The sequence below is a fragment of the Mannheimia sp. USDA-ARS-USMARC-1261 genome (genome assembly GCF_000521605.1).
Classification (GTDB): domain Bacteria; phylum Pseudomonadota; class Gammaproteobacteria; order Enterobacterales; family Pasteurellaceae; genus Mannheimia; species Mannheimia indoligenes.
This window is the reverse complement of sequence record NZ_CP006942.1, coordinates 996,662-1,014,391: the sequence shown is the minus strand read 5'-3', so window position 1 is coordinate 1,014,391 and position 17,730 is coordinate 996,662. Positions and strand designations below refer to the sequence as shown.

General features: G+C 40.0%; 21 protein-coding genes. 5 read left to right on the top strand and 16 right to left on the bottom strand.

Annotation, left to right across the window (positions count from 1 at the left end; genetic code table 11):
- Nucleotides 1-9 precede the first annotated feature (9 nt).
- The 4 genes from X781_RS04975 to X781_RS04960 all read left to right on the top strand — a co-directional run bounded on the left by X781_RS04975 (nt 10) and on the right by X781_RS04960 (nt 3,519).
- Nucleotides 10-2,022 carry an integrating conjugative element protein gene (locus X781_RS04975; protein ID WP_012340816.1) on the top strand — a complete coding sequence of 671 codons (2,013 nt, stop codon included), beginning with the start codon at nt 10-12 and terminating at the stop codon, nt 2,020-2,022.
- Nucleotides 2,023-2,042: 20 nt separating this feature from the next.
- Entirely contained in the window at nt 2,043-2,471 is a 429-nt protein-coding gene (locus X781_RS04970; protein ID WP_012340817.1) for a hypothetical protein, read from the top strand.
- A gap of 215 nt (nt 2,472-2,686) precedes the next feature.
- Nucleotides 2,687-3,157 (top strand): type III toxin-antitoxin system TenpIN family toxin, encoded by a 471-nt coding sequence (gene tenpIN / locus X781_RS04965; protein WP_012340818.1) that lies wholly within the window; start codon nt 2,687-2,689, stop codon nt 3,155-3,157.
- 20 nt (nt 3,158-3,177) lie between these two features.
- A complete protein-coding gene (locus X781_RS04960; RefSeq protein ID WP_012340819.1) occupies nt 3,178-3,519 on the top strand; it encodes a hypothetical protein in 342 nt (113 codons plus the stop codon).
- Between the two features lie 45 nt (nt 3,520-3,564).
- Here the strand turns inward: X781_RS04960 and X781_RS04955 are convergent, their stop codons facing one another.
- Genes X781_RS04955 through X781_RS04900 form a run of 12 tightly spaced genes read right to left on the bottom strand, consistent with a single transcriptional unit; the run spans nt 3,565 to nt 13,383 of the window.
- Entirely contained in the window at nt 3,565-5,037 is a 1,473-nt protein-coding gene (locus tag X781_RS04955) for a conjugal transfer protein TraG N-terminal domain-containing protein (protein ID WP_012340820.1), read from the bottom strand.
- 10 nt (nt 5,038-5,047) lie between these two features.
- Nucleotides 5,048-5,338 (bottom strand): hemophilus-specific protein, encoded by a 291-nt coding sequence (locus X781_RS04950; RefSeq protein ID WP_142783019.1) that lies wholly within the window; start codon nt 5,336-5,338, stop codon nt 5,048-5,050.
- A gap of 16 nt (nt 5,339-5,354) precedes the next feature.
- On the bottom strand, nt 5,355-5,783 hold the full coding sequence (locus X781_RS04945) for a hypothetical protein (RefSeq protein WP_012340822.1): 429 nt from the start codon (nt 5,781-5,783) through the stop codon (nt 5,355-5,357).
- The gene (locus X781_RS04940; protein WP_012340823.1) at nt 5,783-8,620 is read right to left on the bottom strand and encodes a conjugative transfer ATPase; all 2,838 of its coding nucleotides are present in this window, start codon (nt 8,618-8,620) and stop codon (nt 5,783-5,785) included. Before X781_RS04940 ends, X781_RS04945 begins: the two co-directional genes overlap by 1 nt.
- A 2-nt stretch (nt 8,621-8,622) precedes the next feature.
- Nucleotides 8,623-9,021, bottom strand: a complete 399-nt coding sequence (locus tag X781_RS04935) for a TIGR03751 family conjugal transfer lipoprotein (protein WP_012340824.1) — start codon at nt 9,019-9,021, stop codon at nt 8,623-8,625.
- A 12-nt stretch (nt 9,022-9,033) separates the two neighbouring features.
- Nucleotides 9,034-10,488, bottom strand: a complete 1,455-nt coding sequence (locus X781_RS04930; protein WP_012340826.1) for a TIGR03752 family integrating conjugative element protein — start codon at nt 10,486-10,488, stop codon at nt 9,034-9,036.
- Between the two features lie 11 nt (nt 10,489-10,499).
- A complete protein-coding gene (locus tag X781_RS04925; RefSeq protein WP_012340827.1) occupies nt 10,500-11,384 on the bottom strand; it encodes a TIGR03749 family integrating conjugative element protein in 885 nt (294 codons plus the stop codon).
- Nucleotides 11,384-12,028: a PFL_4703 family integrating conjugative element protein gene (locus X781_RS04920; RefSeq protein WP_012340828.1), complete on the bottom strand. Its 645-nt coding sequence runs from the start codon at nt 12,026-12,028 to the stop codon at nt 11,384-11,386. Before X781_RS04920 ends, X781_RS04925 begins: the two co-directional genes overlap by 1 nt.
- Nucleotides 12,029-12,031: 3 nt before the next feature.
- Nucleotides 12,032-12,397, bottom strand: coding sequence for a TIGR03750 family conjugal transfer protein (locus X781_RS04915; RefSeq protein WP_012340829.1), 366 nt, complete (start codon nt 12,395-12,397; stop codon nt 12,032-12,034).
- Between the two features lie 22 nt (nt 12,398-12,419).
- The gene (locus X781_RS04910) at nt 12,420-12,809 is read right to left on the bottom strand and encodes a DUF2976 domain-containing protein (RefSeq protein ID WP_006248894.1); all 390 of its coding nucleotides are present in this window, start codon (nt 12,807-12,809) and stop codon (nt 12,420-12,422) included.
- A 14-nt stretch (nt 12,810-12,823) separates the two neighbouring features.
- Nucleotides 12,824-13,057 (bottom strand): DUF3262 family protein, encoded by a 234-nt coding sequence (locus tag X781_RS04905; RefSeq protein WP_014325829.1) that lies wholly within the window; start codon nt 13,055-13,057, stop codon nt 12,824-12,826.
- Nucleotides 13,057-13,383 carry an integrative conjugative element protein, RAQPRD family gene (locus X781_RS04900; protein WP_006248892.1) on the bottom strand — a complete coding sequence of 109 codons (327 nt, stop codon included), beginning with the start codon at nt 13,381-13,383 and terminating at the stop codon, nt 13,057-13,059. Before X781_RS04900 ends, X781_RS04905 begins: the two co-directional genes overlap by 1 nt.
- A 198-nt stretch (nt 13,384-13,581) precedes the next feature.
- Here X781_RS04900 and X781_RS04895 point away from each other — a divergent pair, with 198 nt between their 5' ends.
- On the top strand, nt 13,582-13,953 hold the full coding sequence (locus X781_RS04895) for a hypothetical protein (protein ID WP_021265447.1): 372 nt from the start codon (nt 13,582-13,584) through the stop codon (nt 13,951-13,953).
- 31 nt (nt 13,954-13,984) lie between these two features.
- Here X781_RS04895 and X781_RS04890 read toward each other — a convergent pair whose 3' ends face one another.
- The 4 genes from X781_RS04890 to X781_RS04875 are packed head-to-tail and all read right to left on the bottom strand — an operon-like array spanning nt 13,985 to nt 17,730.
- Nucleotides 13,985-14,680, bottom strand: a complete 696-nt coding sequence (locus X781_RS04890; protein WP_012340831.1) for a TIGR03747 family integrating conjugative element membrane protein — start codon at nt 14,678-14,680, stop codon at nt 13,985-13,987.
- Entirely contained in the window at nt 14,677-15,030 is a 354-nt protein-coding gene (locus X781_RS04885; RefSeq protein WP_006248889.1) for a hypothetical protein, read from the bottom strand. Before X781_RS04885 ends, X781_RS04890 begins: the two co-directional genes overlap by 4 nt.
- A complete protein-coding gene (gene traD, locus X781_RS04880; RefSeq protein WP_012340833.1) occupies nt 15,023-17,224 on the bottom strand; it encodes a type IV conjugative transfer system coupling protein TraD in 2,202 nt (733 codons plus the stop codon). Before traD ends, X781_RS04885 begins: the two co-directional genes overlap by 8 nt.
- Nucleotides 17,224-17,730 (bottom strand): integrating conjugative element protein, encoded by a 507-nt coding sequence (locus tag X781_RS04875; RefSeq protein ID WP_012340834.1) that lies wholly within the window; start codon nt 17,728-17,730, stop codon nt 17,224-17,226. The genes traD and X781_RS04875 overlap by 1 nt, the downstream gene beginning before the upstream one ends.

Genomic DNA, 17,730 nt, shown 5'->3' with positions numbered 1-17,730 from the left:
GGAGCAATAATGAAATCTCACTTTAACTTCAAAAAATCCCACTTACGGATCACGACAGCATTATTATCAAGTGTATCAGGACTATCTTATGCCGATTCGATTACGGATAAACTGGAATTTAGTAAGTCGGATTCGATTATTTCAGACCGTGTTTTTTACCAAATCGGCGGTGGAATGGGTTATATGGCTCCACCTAGTCGTGGTAATACCAAAGTTGTTGATTTAGGAATTGGTTGGAAAGCGAATTTAACCTGTGGTAATTTTGATATTAAAACGACCATTAAAAATGATTTAAACGGTCTCAAAGACGGCTTTAAAGATTTAATGGGGAATGTCATTGATTCAGCGAAAGGTGCGGTTGCAAGTATGCCTGCAATGGTATTGCAACGGGCCAACCCTCAACTCTACGATTTACTCACAAATGGTATGTACCAAGGTAAGCTGGATTTCAACCGTCTTAAAACCAGTTGTGAAGAAATGTCCAAAGTTTTAGCAGATCATACACTGGGAGGAAAATGGGGGCAAGCAGCTGATTTAGAAAGCTATAAGCAAATTACCTCCTCTCAACCTGATGCAAAACAAGCTCAAAAAGACCTGGAAGATAAAAAAGGGAAAGATGGGCGAGTTTGGATAGGAGGTCAGAAAAAAGGTGGGGAAAACCAAGAAGCTATCAATGTTGTTGGCGATGTTGTCAAAGCTGGGTTTAATTTACTGAACAAACGTAATGCCTTAGATACCAGTACAATTTCAGGTTCAAGCTGTGATGGGAATCTTTGCCAAACTTGGGATAATCCACAAACAGCAGCCGATTTTTTAACTAAGATTATTGGTGAACAATCTATTTCGACTTGTAAAGAGGATTGTGGCACTAAAACCAGCTCAAAAGCCGGTGTAGGCTTGAGTCCGGAAATTGAGGAAGAACATGTTCGTACTATTGTCAAATTAGAGAATGTACTGAATATGGATGTGCCTAAGGCTGAATTGTTAGCTGATTTGAGTTCAACTACTGTACCAGTAACAAGAGGGCTTATTGAGAGTCTTCGAGATGATCCTGATGTTGAGGTATTAAGCCAACGCTTATCTGCAGAAATTGCGACTAGTAAGATAATGGAAAAAATGCTCCTGGCTCGGCGAGCAGTCTTAGCTGGTATGCGTGAGCCAAATGTCGCTCAAAATGCGGATGCACAAGTAGAACTGGAAAGAGTACTCAATATTATTGACCGTGAAATTTCCCAAGTAAAACTAGAAATGGATATGCAAAAAATGATCACCGGCAATACGGCTTCGGTGATTTTGCAAAGCAAATCCGAACGAGAAGCTCTTGCTGGTGCTCATAGTTTATCTCAAGACAGTCTGGATAAACGTGTTCAAGGACTTGAAAACGGTAATGTTGCATTAACTGATTTAGAGGCAGGCTCTAATATTAACCTCTCTCGTAGAAATATTGCATTGAGTATCCCGAATATTCCGAATGTAGCTGCTCTCATACCTAATCTGCCAAATCGAGGTGGTTCAGGTGTAGGTGGAAATTTCCCATCACTCGCACAAATCAGCGGTTCAACGATGGATCAAGCAACAGGATTACTACGTAATTTTGAAGGCTTTATCTCTAAGGCTCAATGGGATGTAAATGCTCATCGAGTAGGATATGGTTCCGATACAATTACCCGAGCTGATGGTACGATCGTAAAAGTAACCAAAGATACGGTCATTACCAAAGAAGATGCAGAGCGTGATTTGGCCCGCCGAACAGCTATCTTCGCAAATAATGTGAGAAAAGAGCTTGGAGATTCAAATTGGAATGCGTTACCGCCGAACGCTCAAGCTGTTTTAGTGTCTTATGCATATAATTATGGTTCACTTGCTAAAACAAAAAGCGTACTTGATGCAGCCAGAAGATCAGCTCAAAGTGGTGATATGAATGCTTTAGCTACTGCAATCAGAAATCGCCAAGTTGATAATAATGGCATCAATGCACGTCGCCGGAATCAGGAAGCTGACTATATTCTCGGTAAAAATTAACCTCATAAGGAGTTACATTTATGCGTAAATTATTAGGTATTACTGTACTTACACTTTGTACAACTTCAGCATTTGCAACGGATAAAAATGTGGTATTTTCTTGTACCAGCACAGAAGGTAAACCTCTCACAGTTAAACGGGTAGGAAATGATTACGAGTATTCGTATGATAAAACTATCTTCAAAAACCCAATCAAAAAAGCGGTGACCAACGATGGCTCAATTATCGCTAGAGGATCAGGTTTTACCACGTATGCATTAGAACTGAAAAATGATGGTTTGAAGTATGTAGTTGGGTTTGTTCAACCAAATGGTAACTCAAAAGAGTTTATTGAGCCTGGAGCAACGATTAGCCGTGATAATGATCAACCAAGCATTGGCTCTGTAGATTGTGATCCTTACAAAAAAATCTATTATAAGTTTGATGTTCATTTAATGAATACCTTGTAATGCGATAATTCAATAATATGGGGGAATGGCTTGATTTTTCATCCCCCATACTCTATTATATAGATGTGGTGCTAGAGCCAGCCCACGTTAAAAAATACAAAGCTCGGTAGATGAACTATTGTGGTGCCAGAGCCGGCCCACGTTAAAAAATACAAAGCTCGGTAGATGAGGCCCCTTAAGTCGTAAGATTTAAGGGGTTTTGCTTAGGATATAAAATGGATATTACAACACAAAATATTGAACTTAGATACTTATCTGAGCAGTTTTACCTTGATGTCGCTCCACATCTGAAAGAAATTTTGCTTAAAGAGACTCGCCCATACTGTGTTCTATTAGTTAGAGTTAAAAATTTAGATTTTGCCCTACCATTGCGTTCTAATTTACCTGAAAGAGAAGGAGTTGGAATTAAAACGATACCTAATCCTCAGGAATACGGCAAATTTAAAGGAATTGATTTCTCAAAAGCCATTCTACTGACAGATAAAAGCTATTTAAAAACAGATACCGTTCAGCTCAAAAACAAATCAGAATTGTTGAATATCCAAGGTAATGAGCGTAGAATTGTTCGTGAATTTAAGAAATATGTGAGTGAATATATCACTGCACATAAAAACGGTTATAAATTAGATCATAAATTTGAATATACAACTTTAATTAATTATCATACTGAGCTGAAAATCAGCTAATTAGAATAATTGGAGGAGCTATGAAATTTATCGATTTCGGAAAGCAGCTCGCTAACCCAGTTAAATTTATCAAACAGAATACTGCATTTTTACCTAAGCCTATTCAACAAGTGGTCGTTTTTGCGGTAATTTTTGCAGGATTGCCTCTATTTATCTTGGGTTTCTTTATTCTCAGAATATGGGCTTATAAGCATATTTCTTTGTATAGTGAATATAAAGATATGGCTAATTCAGAAATATCGTCTAAAGATACAGATTTAAAATCACTTTTTTCTGATGATGAAGAACAAGAAGATGATGAATATCAATATGGGTATGATGGACCAGGTATATATCTAGGTAATTACCGTGTTGATGAGTAAAAGTAAATAGAGTGGTATATACCACTCTATTATTCAGTTGTTAGATTATTTCCCTATCTTGGAACCCGCTGTTTTAGAGTCTCTAGAACCAGTAGTTAAATGACTTGCAAACTCTCCCATTTTTACTCCTACCCAAGACATACTGCCTAGCCAAATCGCTGGTAAGACCAAGAACATAGAACCCATCACAAAATTCACAATAATATCGTCTTGTGTATTTTCAAGGAAATAAGGGTTTATTCTGCTATGTGTGCCTGAATCATAGAGGACCGACAGCAACCAAGAGTCAAGCCATCTAGCTAGTTCCCACCAAAATGTGAGTGTAACTAATGCGAAATTCACAAAAGTTAGCGTAACCAATGTTTTTAACGAATAACCACTCATAACCATAATTAAAGGCGTGAGAATAATCAATGCCATTAATGCAAATGAATGCACCATCGGTAATGCTTGCCGCATCGAATCAAAAGCAGGGAATGCTCCGATACTGCCTAATGACAGACCAAACATTGAAGCTGTTTTAGTCACTTCATTTGTAAATGATCTGTCTAAATTTCCCCCATACCCGGGATAAACTTTCCCTCTCGAAATATCCATATTCTCAGCTCGTAATACGGTACGAAGTATGGATTCATCGGAATTTTCTTTACTGCTGAAAAAATCAATCACTTTTGCAGAGAAGTTCTGTTTTACATCATCTAATAAACGATCTTTTAAACCATTATTCGCCGTATCCCACCACTCTGCACAATTTGGAAAACCACCCTCTCCATTATTCGGCAATCCATTATCCCGAGAAGCATTATAGGGAAATAGACTATGAGGTTGTTGGGCTCGATAACGGGGATAAAGCTCGCTATTTGCAATCAAAATACGGCCACCTAACCAGCTAGTCTCACGAACCTGTGCTGGGCTCAATGAAAGTTGGCTATTTTGAATTTTCTGACGTGCCGGTACATAGCATTGTTGTACAAATAAGCGAACCTCTGTCAATAATGCTGGATTATTGATTTTCTCGTGTTGAACTTCAAAACGAACTTGACGTAAATCCGGTTTGCAGGGAATTGAAGCTGTTAAGGCGTGTGTTACCCCTTTGTTGATTTGATGAAATAATCCCCACCAGATAGGGACTCTCGCTTGTTGATCACCCAATTCAGAGTTCATTTGGTTATAACCACTATCCTCTGGTGCAGTTGGAACACGATAACCACAGGCTTTAGAACGTTCTACATTCAACTCAATATTATTCAGGTTGATCGGTATCATTGGAGCTAAGACCAATACAACGACAAACATCGCCGGGTAAAATTTGAGGCTGAGCCAAGTAATAAGTAAATCCCCTTTATTACCTTCGTCCTCACCTTGTTTTTTGACTTCCATCCACGTACTGATTAAGACAAAAATGAGAGGCAGAACAAACAACCCTGTTTGAACCAATACAGCGAAAATATTGTTGTTGATGATCCAAGCCAGTAAGGTAAGAAAGTATTCTAAGTAACTATCTACGGTAAAGGTCATCTCATCCTCCTTAAAGTAGATACAGTAAATTAAGTCCCTCAATAATTGGGATGACAGATAAAATCATTAACCTGGCTTTTAATGGCATTTGCCCTTTTCGATTAAGTTGTACCATCAATAGCCAAATAGCTACATATAAAACAAATCGCCATCCCAACCAGGCATAGCGGGTTTCATAGAACCACGCTTGAAAATTTGTGGAAGGAAAATAGGTCATTGCCAACCAGCCAACAACGAGTAGTAATAAAATAATACCGATGATCATCAAGGTTATTTTTAATACAGTAATAACCCTTGTCATTTTAGGCTTTGTTGTATCAGACTTCATTATTATCTATTACCTCGTTATACACAGAGTTATCCGCAATTGATGTGGATAAGGGTAAAAGATTACTTTTCAAACCGAGATACTGAGTAAGGAATGCCGAAAACCAATAAGCATCCACATGATCAGCTATTTCAATAATTAAACGAGCTGACCATTCACTGTTATTGGAAGTTGGTAGCAAAGAACGCCCCGTCACATTAAGTAATAAGTGAACAGAACCCTGCTCACCAGAAAGTTCGATAGCCCAGTGATTTTGCACGACACGATGAGGGAATAAGGTAATCTGTTTCCCAACGCCGATGAGTTGGCGAATTTGTTCACAAAATCCAAGCAATTGAGTTTCTACCGCTGGAGATACAACTCCTAATGAGGATTTTTGTGGGCCTGCATTAAATAAACGGTAATGTTGTTTATTCATTAGTGTATTCCTCTTGCTTTATCAATCCGAGCTGCAACCTCTAAAGCTGCATCGAGTTCGGTATAGCCGTGCTGCATCATCAGTTGCTTACGTTCTGCTTTTTCATGTTTTTCAGTCATTCCTAAAGCTAAAAATAAGCTAGGCGGTACAACTCGGAATAGAGCTTCCATATTCGTTGCTAATACCACGCCCTCGGTATATTTACGATCTGATTTTTTGGCAGATAACAACATCGTTTTCTGGGCCTCTGACAGTTTCCGGAAACGATTGATTTCATCAATTTCACTGGCAGACACATTCAACAATTCCCACCATTCGACCATTGAGAGTAATTTCGCCGCTTCATTCGGGAAGTCATCCATATTTTGAGTAGCAAGCCATAGCCAAATCCCTAGTTTACGCCACATTTTTGAGCCTTTAACTAGGAATTTAGCTAATAATGGGTTGGCCGTGATAATGTGTGATTCATCTGTTACATTCAGAATCATCCGATCACTGTGTTGGTATTTTTCACCAAGACTGTTGATATGGTTAATGAGTGAAATATAGGAAATGGCCAACTCTGCTTCATAGCCTTCCCGGGCAAACATAGCTAAATCAACTAAGGTTAGATCAGCCTCCGGCCAAATTGCCCCCTCTCGATTAAAAAATTGCCCATTTACACCGGTACAAAACATTTCTAATGATTCTGCCATTTCTGCTAAACGGGTACGCCGTTCTTCACGAGTATGCTCATCATGACTTAATGCTTCCAAAGCATTTTTAATATCTTCAGTCAGCGTTTGTCTGCCTTCAGATTTGGTTTGGCGAGCTGCATTTAAAATGGCACGACGAATAGCAGCACGATCAGCACGGCTCATTTTTTCATCTTCTTTCTTTTCACCTCCGGTGATCATCAAACGTGCCGTCAGCTCCATTTCGGCCAATAAATCTCGTTGCATATCACCTTCATCATCAGTGTCATCGTTATCCTCAATGTCTTCCGGCACATCTTCCGGGTTTAATTCCATATCCAATAGACGATGTGCTTCTGAAAAGAGTGGTAAGACAATGCCGCTGTTTGGAGCTAACGTAATGCGATTTACAGTCAGTCCGAAACGTTCTGCATAGTCCGCTAATAAACCAAATGAATTTCCTGCCTCAACAACAAAAGTCCGTGGGCGATAAACGGCCATAGCCTGACATAATTGCCCACATAACGTAGCTGATTTTCCCGAACCGGTTGGACCTAATAATAGCTTGTGAGCATTTTTGGTTCTGTCTTTACGGTTAAATGGGTCGAAATTAAATGGTGCTCCTCCTCGATTAAAGTAAGTGATCCCCGGATTCCCAGTCCCGGTATCTCGGCCAAAGATAGGTAATAAGTTTGCCAAATGTTGTACAAAATAGTACTTCGTGTAGTAATGTGATTTGGCATCCATCTGCGGATTAAAATTCATTGGTAGCCAACGCAAATAGCTGTTAAGTGGGGCAATTTCTGCATTTTCCTTCACGGGTTCTAGGTTGTTACTGAGCAGAATCGTTCTCAACTGGCGAGAACGGGTACGTAGCTCCTTTTCATCCTTACCTCGAACGTAAAATGCAATAGCTGCTTGATAGAGTTTATGCCCCTCTTTAAGATAAGACTGTACAGTTTGACAGTCTTCTTTTAGGTATTTCGACTCAAAATTTTCACCTACCGCTCGACTACTAATTTTTTCTAAATGTGCCTCCAACTTATCCTGTGGATGGATGACGATGGTAATTGCCATAATGGTTGATTCCGGCAACAAGTCAAATAATGCATTGATATTACGCCCACGAGTAATCTCGCCAGTCATCAACCCCACTTCCGGTTGTTTCCTCAAATTATTGACTACAACAACTTCGTGCGGTTGGTCATCAAAATACCAATAGTTGCCTTCATTTTTCGGTTGAGAATAAAATAAATCTTCACTGAAATCGTTAAACGCTAATTCTGGAAGCCCGTCATTTGAGGTTTGTTTACCAAAGAGATGGTAGCAATCATTGTTGCTTAACCCCTCAAAATTAATAGAAGGATTGGGATTAAACCAACGTAACAGCCATTGACGAAATTGTTCGCCATCCAGTCGCTGCAATTGTAATCCAGCAGTTGTTAGAGCTCCATTTATGCGAGAACAAGCATTGTTCAGCTGCTCGACAATCAGATTTTCATTAGTGTCATTGGATTTATCAACATACCGATAGATCACCATTTTGGTACTACGTATACGACCAGACCAAGCTGTATTTGTCACTCGCTCATCAATAAAAAGCCCCTCTGGTTTACCGATATCCTTGAAATGCTTGGCTTGTACCCGTAACCATTCTTCGCTAAATGCACTATTTTTAGCGATAGGCGAGATATAATTTCGTAGCTGTTCAATATAAGGCTGTAAATCATCGCTGTCTTGGCAATAAAATTGAACAACGTACGGATTTACATCCAATTCATCAAAGCTGTCTTGCAAGGCATCTTTGACAAGATTACGTATCCGACTTAAAAATTCAATACTACGGCCAGCAGTACCAATCGGCTTAATATCAAATACTGCCCCAACACTACGGGCATCATCAAGGAGTATCACACCGTGCTCATTCAAATATTCTCCCCAAGGTAGATGATCGATAAAGGAGGGCTCTTGTGAGTATAACCGACGGTGATGCTGTGACTGGGTGAGTTTTCCACTGCGTTTTAATTGTTGAACCTCGTTATTTACCTCACTCATTTTATTTTGAATGATGTCAGACTCACCGGTATTTTCATTTGGTTCACTTGATATAACCCCTGCTTTAGTCGGTTTGAAAGAGGAAAATACCTCACTTAAAAAAGACATGATTAAAGCCCTCTTGTTCTATCACCCGGCTGAGCATATTGAACTCGTCCATAGAAAGGTAGTACTGTAGAATATCCTGGAATACTGAGAGGCTCTCCGGAACGAGTTTGATGTGGGTACACATACATAATCAGATCCGGATTAGGTAAACGAGGGAACAAGTTATTAATTTCATTTTCTGCCGTACGGGTATAGGCTCGTTGCTCACTATTAGGAATATAATCGACAGGGTCAAGTGTTCGCCCTTGTTGTGAACGGTATAAGTGTAGATCGTTATTACTCGCTCCTTTATCCCAAATATCCCGCATCGTACTGCCGTTAGTAGGTAATAATTCTTCTGTTGATGTTGTGCAACCTGTTATCAATAAGGCACTTATCATTATGCAAAATAAATGTTTCATCGTTTGTTCCTTCTAATCCAGTTGTGAATTCGTTGATTTTGAGCCATATTTCACTTTACGACCTTGGGCGTTGTAATCGATTTCAATCTCTTTCTCGATATGAATAGAGACACGATGACCCGGTGGCACATATACAGCATCAAAGTTTTCAGCAAAACGTTTTCTAAACCAGTCAGCAGATTCTTTTAAGCCGCCTCCGATAGCTTGTCCTAAGATGAACTTACCCTGATCGCCGGTAACAGCTCCAACAACACTACTTCCATCAACAACAGTGGTTGTTTGTGACTGTGAGAATCCTTGGGCAGCAGCACTTGCAGCAGCCAAAAAGAAATTCGTTCCCAAATATTCTGGGGCATTGGTTTTCCGCTCTCCTGGAACACAAGGGATACCCGAACTATCTGATAACCAGCCAATCTCTTCGCCATTCCCTTTATTAGAGGTACTCACAATACGTCCATCATTGAACACAAAAGTCATACTTTTTACACTGCCTCTAACACAGGATAGTGTCCAGTCGCCAGTAGCAGTACCTGATACAATTGCTCCGTCTACATCAGGTAATTCAATACCATTAGCAATGAGATTTTCTCGACCAATAAGTACTTTGAACGGATAAGCATCCGATACTCGATTATCAATCGGGATACGTCCGATGAGTCCCGTCATTGCAACTGAATCAAGGAATGTTGAATTACTTGGTATGGTATATACTGATGTCATCTGGTTTTTACCACGTGCGTTTCCAGCCGTTCCTTGTGAGCTTGTCACAGTATCTGTTTCCGGGAAAAACGGCAGACCTTTCTTTTCGTTATTTCCTGCAGATTGTCCTCCATTAAAATCTTTCGGAAAGCCAAATTTAGTTGCTACTGTATTGCCTGACACAGGTTTTCCACTTGCATCCAAACTAATCTGATCGCTTGGTTCTACCCAATACATTCCACTGGTATCCACGTTGGACATAGTTGCACCACCGATAGGTAATTTATCTCCTGCTGTTCCAAATCCTTTATTCGGTACCGTATTAGGCTGAGCCTCTACCTGAGGGGTAGACTCTTGTGTTGTTGGTTTGTTATTAACGAGAGTCGCCATATCAAATAATTGCATTTTCAAATCTGCAATCTGCTCTTGCAGTTTTCGGGTTTCATTATTTACCGCATCATTGATACGACCATTCACTAAATCTTCTTTCTGTTTGAGTTGGCGATTTTCATCAATTAACTCATCCATACGACGCTCATTGGATTTAACGGTTGTCACAAGGGTACGCAGCGTATCAATCGGCGTATCACCTTGAATACCCATTGTTCTGACTTGTTCAGGTGTTAAATCTTTAATGGAAATATCTAAAATTTCCTGTTGTGTCGGTTGTGGAACTGACTCACTACGTCCAAATAAGGCATAGACAATTCCACCGACTAAGATAAATACAATGCCCAGTATGACAAATAAGGCTTTATTCGCTTTCATTGCCTTTCCTCCTACTTCGCCGATTGAGCCGGTTTAGTTTCAACTTTTGTTGTTCTTTTCACTTTTTTACTGACTAGTTTGACTGGACGGGTTTCCGGAATTAATGCGTTATTAGCATAGCCTTCGGTCACTAAATACAGGGTTGTGGTATCTTCATTTTCTCCGTACCCCCCAAGCCAATTATGCTGGAAAGTCGCTGCATAAAATTGTCCTTGAAGCTCTCGAGGGTCAAGCGTAATTTGAGTGTTACCCTTATTTTGCAAACGAATAGCGGTAACTACATATTCGTCTAACTGCCAGCTAATTAAAGGTGTTGCTTCTATTGAATAAGCCGGTAGCAGCTTGGTAATTTTTTTAGGTAGACGATGTGCCACACGACGCACACCATCTAAAGGTTCAACTGTACGTAGTGGAGCATAAAGTGATTGTGCTGCATAACGGGTCAATGCGGCAGGTACTGGAAGCTGAGGACGGCTATTCGCAATAGGCAGATCAGAGCTTTCATCATCTCTATTGCTTGAAAAAGATTGTTTTTCTACCGTACCGTCAAAAACCACTCGAATTGCCTCTTCAGGATTAGCGACTTTCGAAGCTGCTGTTAAATCAAATAGAAAAATTTCACCGGTTGTAACATCACGGAATTCTATGCGAGTGGAGGGAAATGTTTCTAATGCTTTTAAATAGACGGCTCCACCGGTAGATTGAATTCGTAGCTTACCGTCCAGTTCTGCCGGATAACCAACCTTGACATTTTTATCGACAAAAATAATTCGTTCTTTTTCCACTTGTAACGCAACAGGAAGTGGTTTTCTTTCCCATTTCATCAATACATCAGCCAAGCTACTCCCAGAGAAGCCTATAAGCAAAGAGACGAGCAAAATTGGTAGACGTTTCATTATTTTTTCTCCTCTGTTTTTGGCTCAACACCTTCTAAGAGTTTTGGAATGGAGTGATAGCAATTAAACCCTAATCCCCAAGGGTTTTGAGCAGAATCGACATCCATTCTCACAATACTGATAGGAAAACGAATATAAACTCGTTTTACCGGCTGTCCTTGGAAATGTTCATCCACACTTAAATCAAGATTGACAGCCCAACTATCTTCACTGAATATGGTAACTTTATCTTCACTATATCCTCTACCGGTAATTTCATACACCATACGGGTTCGGCTGCGTAGTTCATTGTTACGCAGACGATCTTTATAATCTTGTCGTAAAAATGCTTCACAGTGTGGTGTTAAAAATGGTTTGAGGGTGGTGATATTTTTCTCATAATCCTCTTCGCCATTTGTCATCCACCGATTCATTTGCTGGAAAATTTGATAGGAGAATGCATAAATTGTTGGTTTAGGAATTTCCCACCAAGCTCGTTGGCTCCCAGCACGCAGATCTGGTGGGTTGTATATCGTAAGGCGACTTGGGAAAGTATAGATTACGCCTGCCAGTACCAAAATAATAATGAAAAACAGGAAGGCAAAAATTCGAGTCGTTTTGATATGTTTATCTTTTTCGTGTAATTGGCTTTTTAACTGGCTCATTTGTTATTTCCTTCTATATCGGCGAATAGACCAAAACCCTTCTCGTTTTATAAACTTATGACCGTTAAAGAGGTCATCCATTTTCTTTTCAACTAATCTATTTAAATAAGCCTCTGGTTTTCCTCGTTTAACCGCAGCGACAATACCTTTTCCGATTAAGACAGTTGCGATGCAGAGCAACATTGCCATTGCCGGAATAAGAAGCCAAAAATCAGTTAATATCCACAAGAAGAGACCAACAATCAGACCTAACATAAATCCTAATCCGGCAGATATGCCGAACTCACTAACTGTCATCCCACCGTAAACGGTAGCTTCACGATTAAGGCGGGTGGGAAGAAAAGGAATGGTTGTATCTTGTTCTGACATATTGGTCTCCTAGACATTTTAATTAGAAGAGTCCGACTGCAAGTTTGACTAACCACAAGCAGAAGAAAATCACAATAAAGCCGATAATTAAGGCGAGAATAAAGTGTCCCCAACCTTTTTTACCATTTTCAGATGTAGCTTCGTTATAGATGCCAATCAATGCTTTAACAACTGTCAAAATGGCTACGGCTGCTAAAATAACAGCTCCGAGAGTGACAAGACCTTTCAGAACAATCCAAATAATTTCCATTGGATCTTTGGTATTACTATCCACGCCTGGAATTTGGAAGTCTGGGATTTTGGAAGCATCAGGACCGGCTGCAAATGCATTTTGGAGGGAACCCCAGAAGAAGAGCATTACAGCCAAATAACGACTATGCAGATGTTTCGTAAGAGATTTAATGCGGTTCATAATAGACCTCGAATCTAATAGATAAAGAAATAAGTAACACAAGCTAACAGTGCCACTCCTTTGAGAAATAAAACTAAAAGTGAAAAAGGACTTTTATCTCTAAATGAAAATCCCTTATAACCACTATTCAATGCCCAAGCGACGGCTAAGAGCAGTAATGAAAGAAAAATAATGGCGATCATGATTTTCAATCTAAAAGGGTCGATACCGCTGGCAACAGAAAACGCATTCGCAGGGGAGTAAGACATCACTGCCCCCGTAATTTGCTATAATCATCACTTAATGTACGTAGTACATTCGGATCACGAGGTAATGCTCGGCTTGGATTGATATATTGTTGAATTCCTTTTTTGACGGTTTCAATATCACTGTGAATAGCAGAATAGTTAAAGTATTCTCGTGTTTTAGGCGAGGCTTTAGCTACTTTTTCTGCTCGTTGAAGTGATAATTTTGCCGCTTCCAGTTGCTTAATTGCCTGGGCTAATTGCTCTTGTTCTGTTGAAGCAAGTGCTGGCAAGCAAGATAAGGTAACAAGGACAACAATACCTTTCCTTAAAGATGTTGAAATAGACATAGTGCACCTCTATTTTTAGTTTTACTTCAGGTTAAGAGTGCCAAAAGCGATCCTAAAATTTAATGGAAAACTCTGTTACCGTTCAGAAGAGAAATTGCACAAAATAGTAAATGGTGAGAAAGATATTATTCTATGTTTAAGCTAGTCAATTAAGTAGTATCAACACCGAAATCTTCACGCTTTACGATGAGATACCAGATGAGATATCTAGCACTGTTCCTTGTAGTTTTCCCATATGTTGCCCATTCTCTTCCTTCAGCACAGAAAGTGGGGAATATTTGCCATGCAGAAAATGCTCAATATAATTACGGAGGTCTTTGGGAATTAAGTTTAAGAGGAAAGTTAATCTGTAATTATTGGCAATTTCTAGGCGATGATGAGCGAAAAAAGATAGAGTTACAATTGGATGAGTACGGGGAATTTCCTATTTGGAATACCTCTGAACAAATTTCTGAACAAATCATTGAAGATGATGAATATCCACAATATTGGGAAGTCGAAGACTGGGAGGATTCTGATTGGGATACTGAGTCAGAAAATGAAGATACAGAGGCAACAACAGAAGAATAAGCCCCCGCATATTGCTAAGGGCTTATGAAATTTACAAGAATTTCTTGAAACTCGCCGCAGTTATACAGATGGATAAACCAAACAAACAGGCTGCTGGGACTAAAATGATGTTCGGATGAATTGAAAACGGGATAGATAAATAAAGCACCCAAGCTGTGACCATCATTGGCATAATATAACGTCTAGCGTGATGGTATAGGTAGGCTGATTCCCGCCCGGCACCAAATTTTCGTATATCTCGTAATGACAGTCCTTCGGTTAAACCGGAAAGTGCAGTCAATAAAAAGAGTGGGCTGGTAAAAACAATAATAATGAGGCGAATAATAAAGGTGATCACCACATAAATAACAGATTCAATATAGGCTCTGCCGTAGTGATGTACCCACTGTTCCATACTACCATTACCCGGTGAAGTTAACCACTCCTTAACACCCGTATAAACGAATAACCAGTTATACACGTTTTCAATAATTGATGTTGCAAAAGCAGTAGAAGACTTGGCAAACAGGCTTTGAGAAAAGTCATCCGATAGCCATTGCATCTCATTGAGCATCATCGTTTGGCTATGCAAATGCCCTTCTTGCGGCCACCAGAAAGCAATGCCTATCCACTCTAAAATAATGCTGAATATGAGAGATACTGCAATTGCAGCAAGCGACATATTTATTTTTCCAAAAATCAGGTTGATTAAACCTGATTTTCGGCGAGCTTTAGTTTCTTCACTCATTGCAAACTATCCTCTCTATCGAGCTGGCACTGGACAAGGATATAGCCGGAAGGATTATTATCAAAAGCAAGATAAAAAGCGAAAATATCTTTGGATTTATCCGAGTGACGCATAGATACTTCATCGGCAGACCATAACGAAAGCCCTTGATCTGCGAATTTTTCGGCAAACTGATGGAAGGAATAACCTTGTTCAAACCATTCAATAAAATAGGATTGACTATGAATCAGGAGTTCTTCTGCATTATCTAAGCCACAGGAAGCTGAAAACTCCCCATTAAAATTACGGTATTTATTTGGTAAATCTAATAGATTGGTTCTTTTTTCCTCTCTCATTTTGGCACTACTCATCATTTTCCTCTTCATCAATATCGTAAGGTTCATCTATGCCGAAATTATCTACTTGATGGTCTATCTGTGTTTTATATTGAGGCTCCGACATCGCTTCAAATGCTTCTGCAATGTCTCGGGACGGCGTATATTCTGTAAATGCCGGTTGCCACCAATTTTCAACAACGTGATAGTTTTTACGCATATAATCTGTCAGCTCTCGTAAAGATTGAGGCATCATATCATCTTTATCGACAGCAGGTAACGGCATTCGAATTTTCCATAATTTACTACCGTCCATTAAAGCGAATGCTTGTCCTTTTGGTAAATTGGTAATGTTGGCCGGAACCAACATAGGAACGGTACTTTCGCTGATACGCTGTCCGGTATTGGAGCTAAACGCCTTATCATCGTCAGGATTACTGGAGTCAGTTGTACTGGACGTGACCGTGCTACGTTTAATCGTCACTTCGTGTAACTGTTTTGTGAGTAATTCTGCCGTAGCCGGTTCTTTTACCCTCAGCATATAGAGTGTATTGAAGTTACCTAAGGTTTGTCCCGCTTTCGGTTTACTGCCGATACGAGCTTCAATGTCGGAGAGTGTTTGTGTATAAGCAGTTACTTGTATTCCAGCACCACCGCCTTTGTTGATGAGAGGGATAAATTCATCACCCATCAATTCATTAAATTCATCACAATGAAGATTAATTTTCACTGGTTTGGATTTTTCTTTGAATGCTCCCGGTAATCCGTCATTTGTCCCAAATTTATATAAATGACCTGCCATTGAGACTAAGTCAGCAAACATACTGTTTCCTACAGCGGCCGCAACTGTCGCATCAGAGAGAGCATCTAAACCAATATAAACGATTCCTCGTTTACGAATAATGGATTCCCAGTCAAAAATCGGACGTTCATCCAAAATATCAGCATAATCCGGGGATAACAGCTCAGAAATTTTCCCTGTCGTTAATTTTTCCAATAACGGCAACAATGAGGCAACAATTTTATCGAAATAGGTACGGTCATAGCGTACAGCACTGGCAAGTCCTTGTAGAATTGGGTCAAAGACTGCACTTTCAGCAATGTACTTGTTGATCACAAAAATCAGCGGACGGTCTTTCATTCCGAAAGGAAGTGCTTTTTCATCCAGTCCAGCGGCGATGGTTGCTAAATTTTCCCAAATTTTTGGATCGGTTTTACGAATGAATTTTTCCGCATAATCAAGGAATAATGAATCAATATTTTGTACAAACTGGGAAATTTGAACATAGTTTGGGCGATTTCCCAATTCAACTAATGCACGTGCGACGATATTGACAAATCGCCAAGCGAACTCTTTAAATGCCGCCGAGTTACCCGCTCCACTTAGCTGTCCTGAAATACGCCCAGCGACTTCCGAAATACGATTAAAGCGTCCTACTGGGTTATAACGGGCAGAAATTTCGGGATAACCTAGATGGAAAACATAAAACTCATCTTCTCGCCCCGCTCGTTTTGCCTCCGCATACATTCGTTTGAGCATATCGGCATCGCCTTTCGGATCAAAGAAGACTACCACTTCACGCTCATCAGCAGTTTTACCTCGGTGGATATCCTGGGTAACAAAGACCTCAGCTAAACGAGTTTTACCGACACGTGTTGTACCGAATACTACCGTATGCCCAACCCGAGAGCTAACGGATTGAACGACATCAACCTCATCCGGCTCAATTCCATGGATAGCAGGAATACCCTCAACAGGTGGCAGAGGTCTAACCAGATTCCACCGGCTATCCTTTGAGGTAAGATGTGTTAGCCAATTTTCGTGTCGTTTTTCATACTCACGAGCCATTTTAAATAGCTTAGAAGGCTCCAGATATTTTGAACCGTTATCCGAAAAACAATCGTGTAACCGTTGAGTGTGAATAGGTTTCCATTCAAATCCCTTACCGACAAACAGATACTTATTACTGACCGGAATTTGCTTGCTTGTCATTGAATAATTAGGCAAACGTTTCAGGTTGCGATGGTAACGCACAATTTGCCAACCTTGTTTTGCCCGATAAAAGCTCAATGCTCCAAAACCAGCTGCAATACTGTAACCGATACTTGGATGGAGTGCCAAAGACCAAGGAGCTGCAGCACTGACAAAGGCACAAGAAGCGTGAACCGCTGCCGGAAAAAATTCAACAGGAGGTCGTAACCACGCCTCTAAGGTATGTTTAGCAGACATTATTGTGAAACTCCGCTTTCAGTGATTAAGACAGGGTAATGTGCAATACCAATTCGCTCTGCAAGGTCATCTCCGGGAGTTGGTAATATTCTCAGTTCCGGTACAATGTCTCGTAATTGATTAAGTTCGGAGAGTGTTTGTACATTCACTACAAGCCCTGTTGCATTCAACGTGATCAACTTCTCTCGATTTTGTTGTAACCACTGAGCTGAGGTATTATCTGCTCCAATTAAGAAAATGGCTTGCATTCCGGTTAAATCAAATGGTTTTTCTTTAATAGTCCCGGGAGATAGTTTATGGGAAACAATGGGTAAAATATCAGCCTCACTCACTGAGGCTGAAATGGAATTCGGATAGTTTGGTGCATTTTCATCGTGTTCCGGTTGCAAAGATTCATAAAAACGTACCGCACTTTCACCACCGAAATCAGCAATCACGGTTAAATCAGCCCAAGAGAAATGGGACACATATAAACTAAACAATAATACTTTTACCTTGTTTTGCAT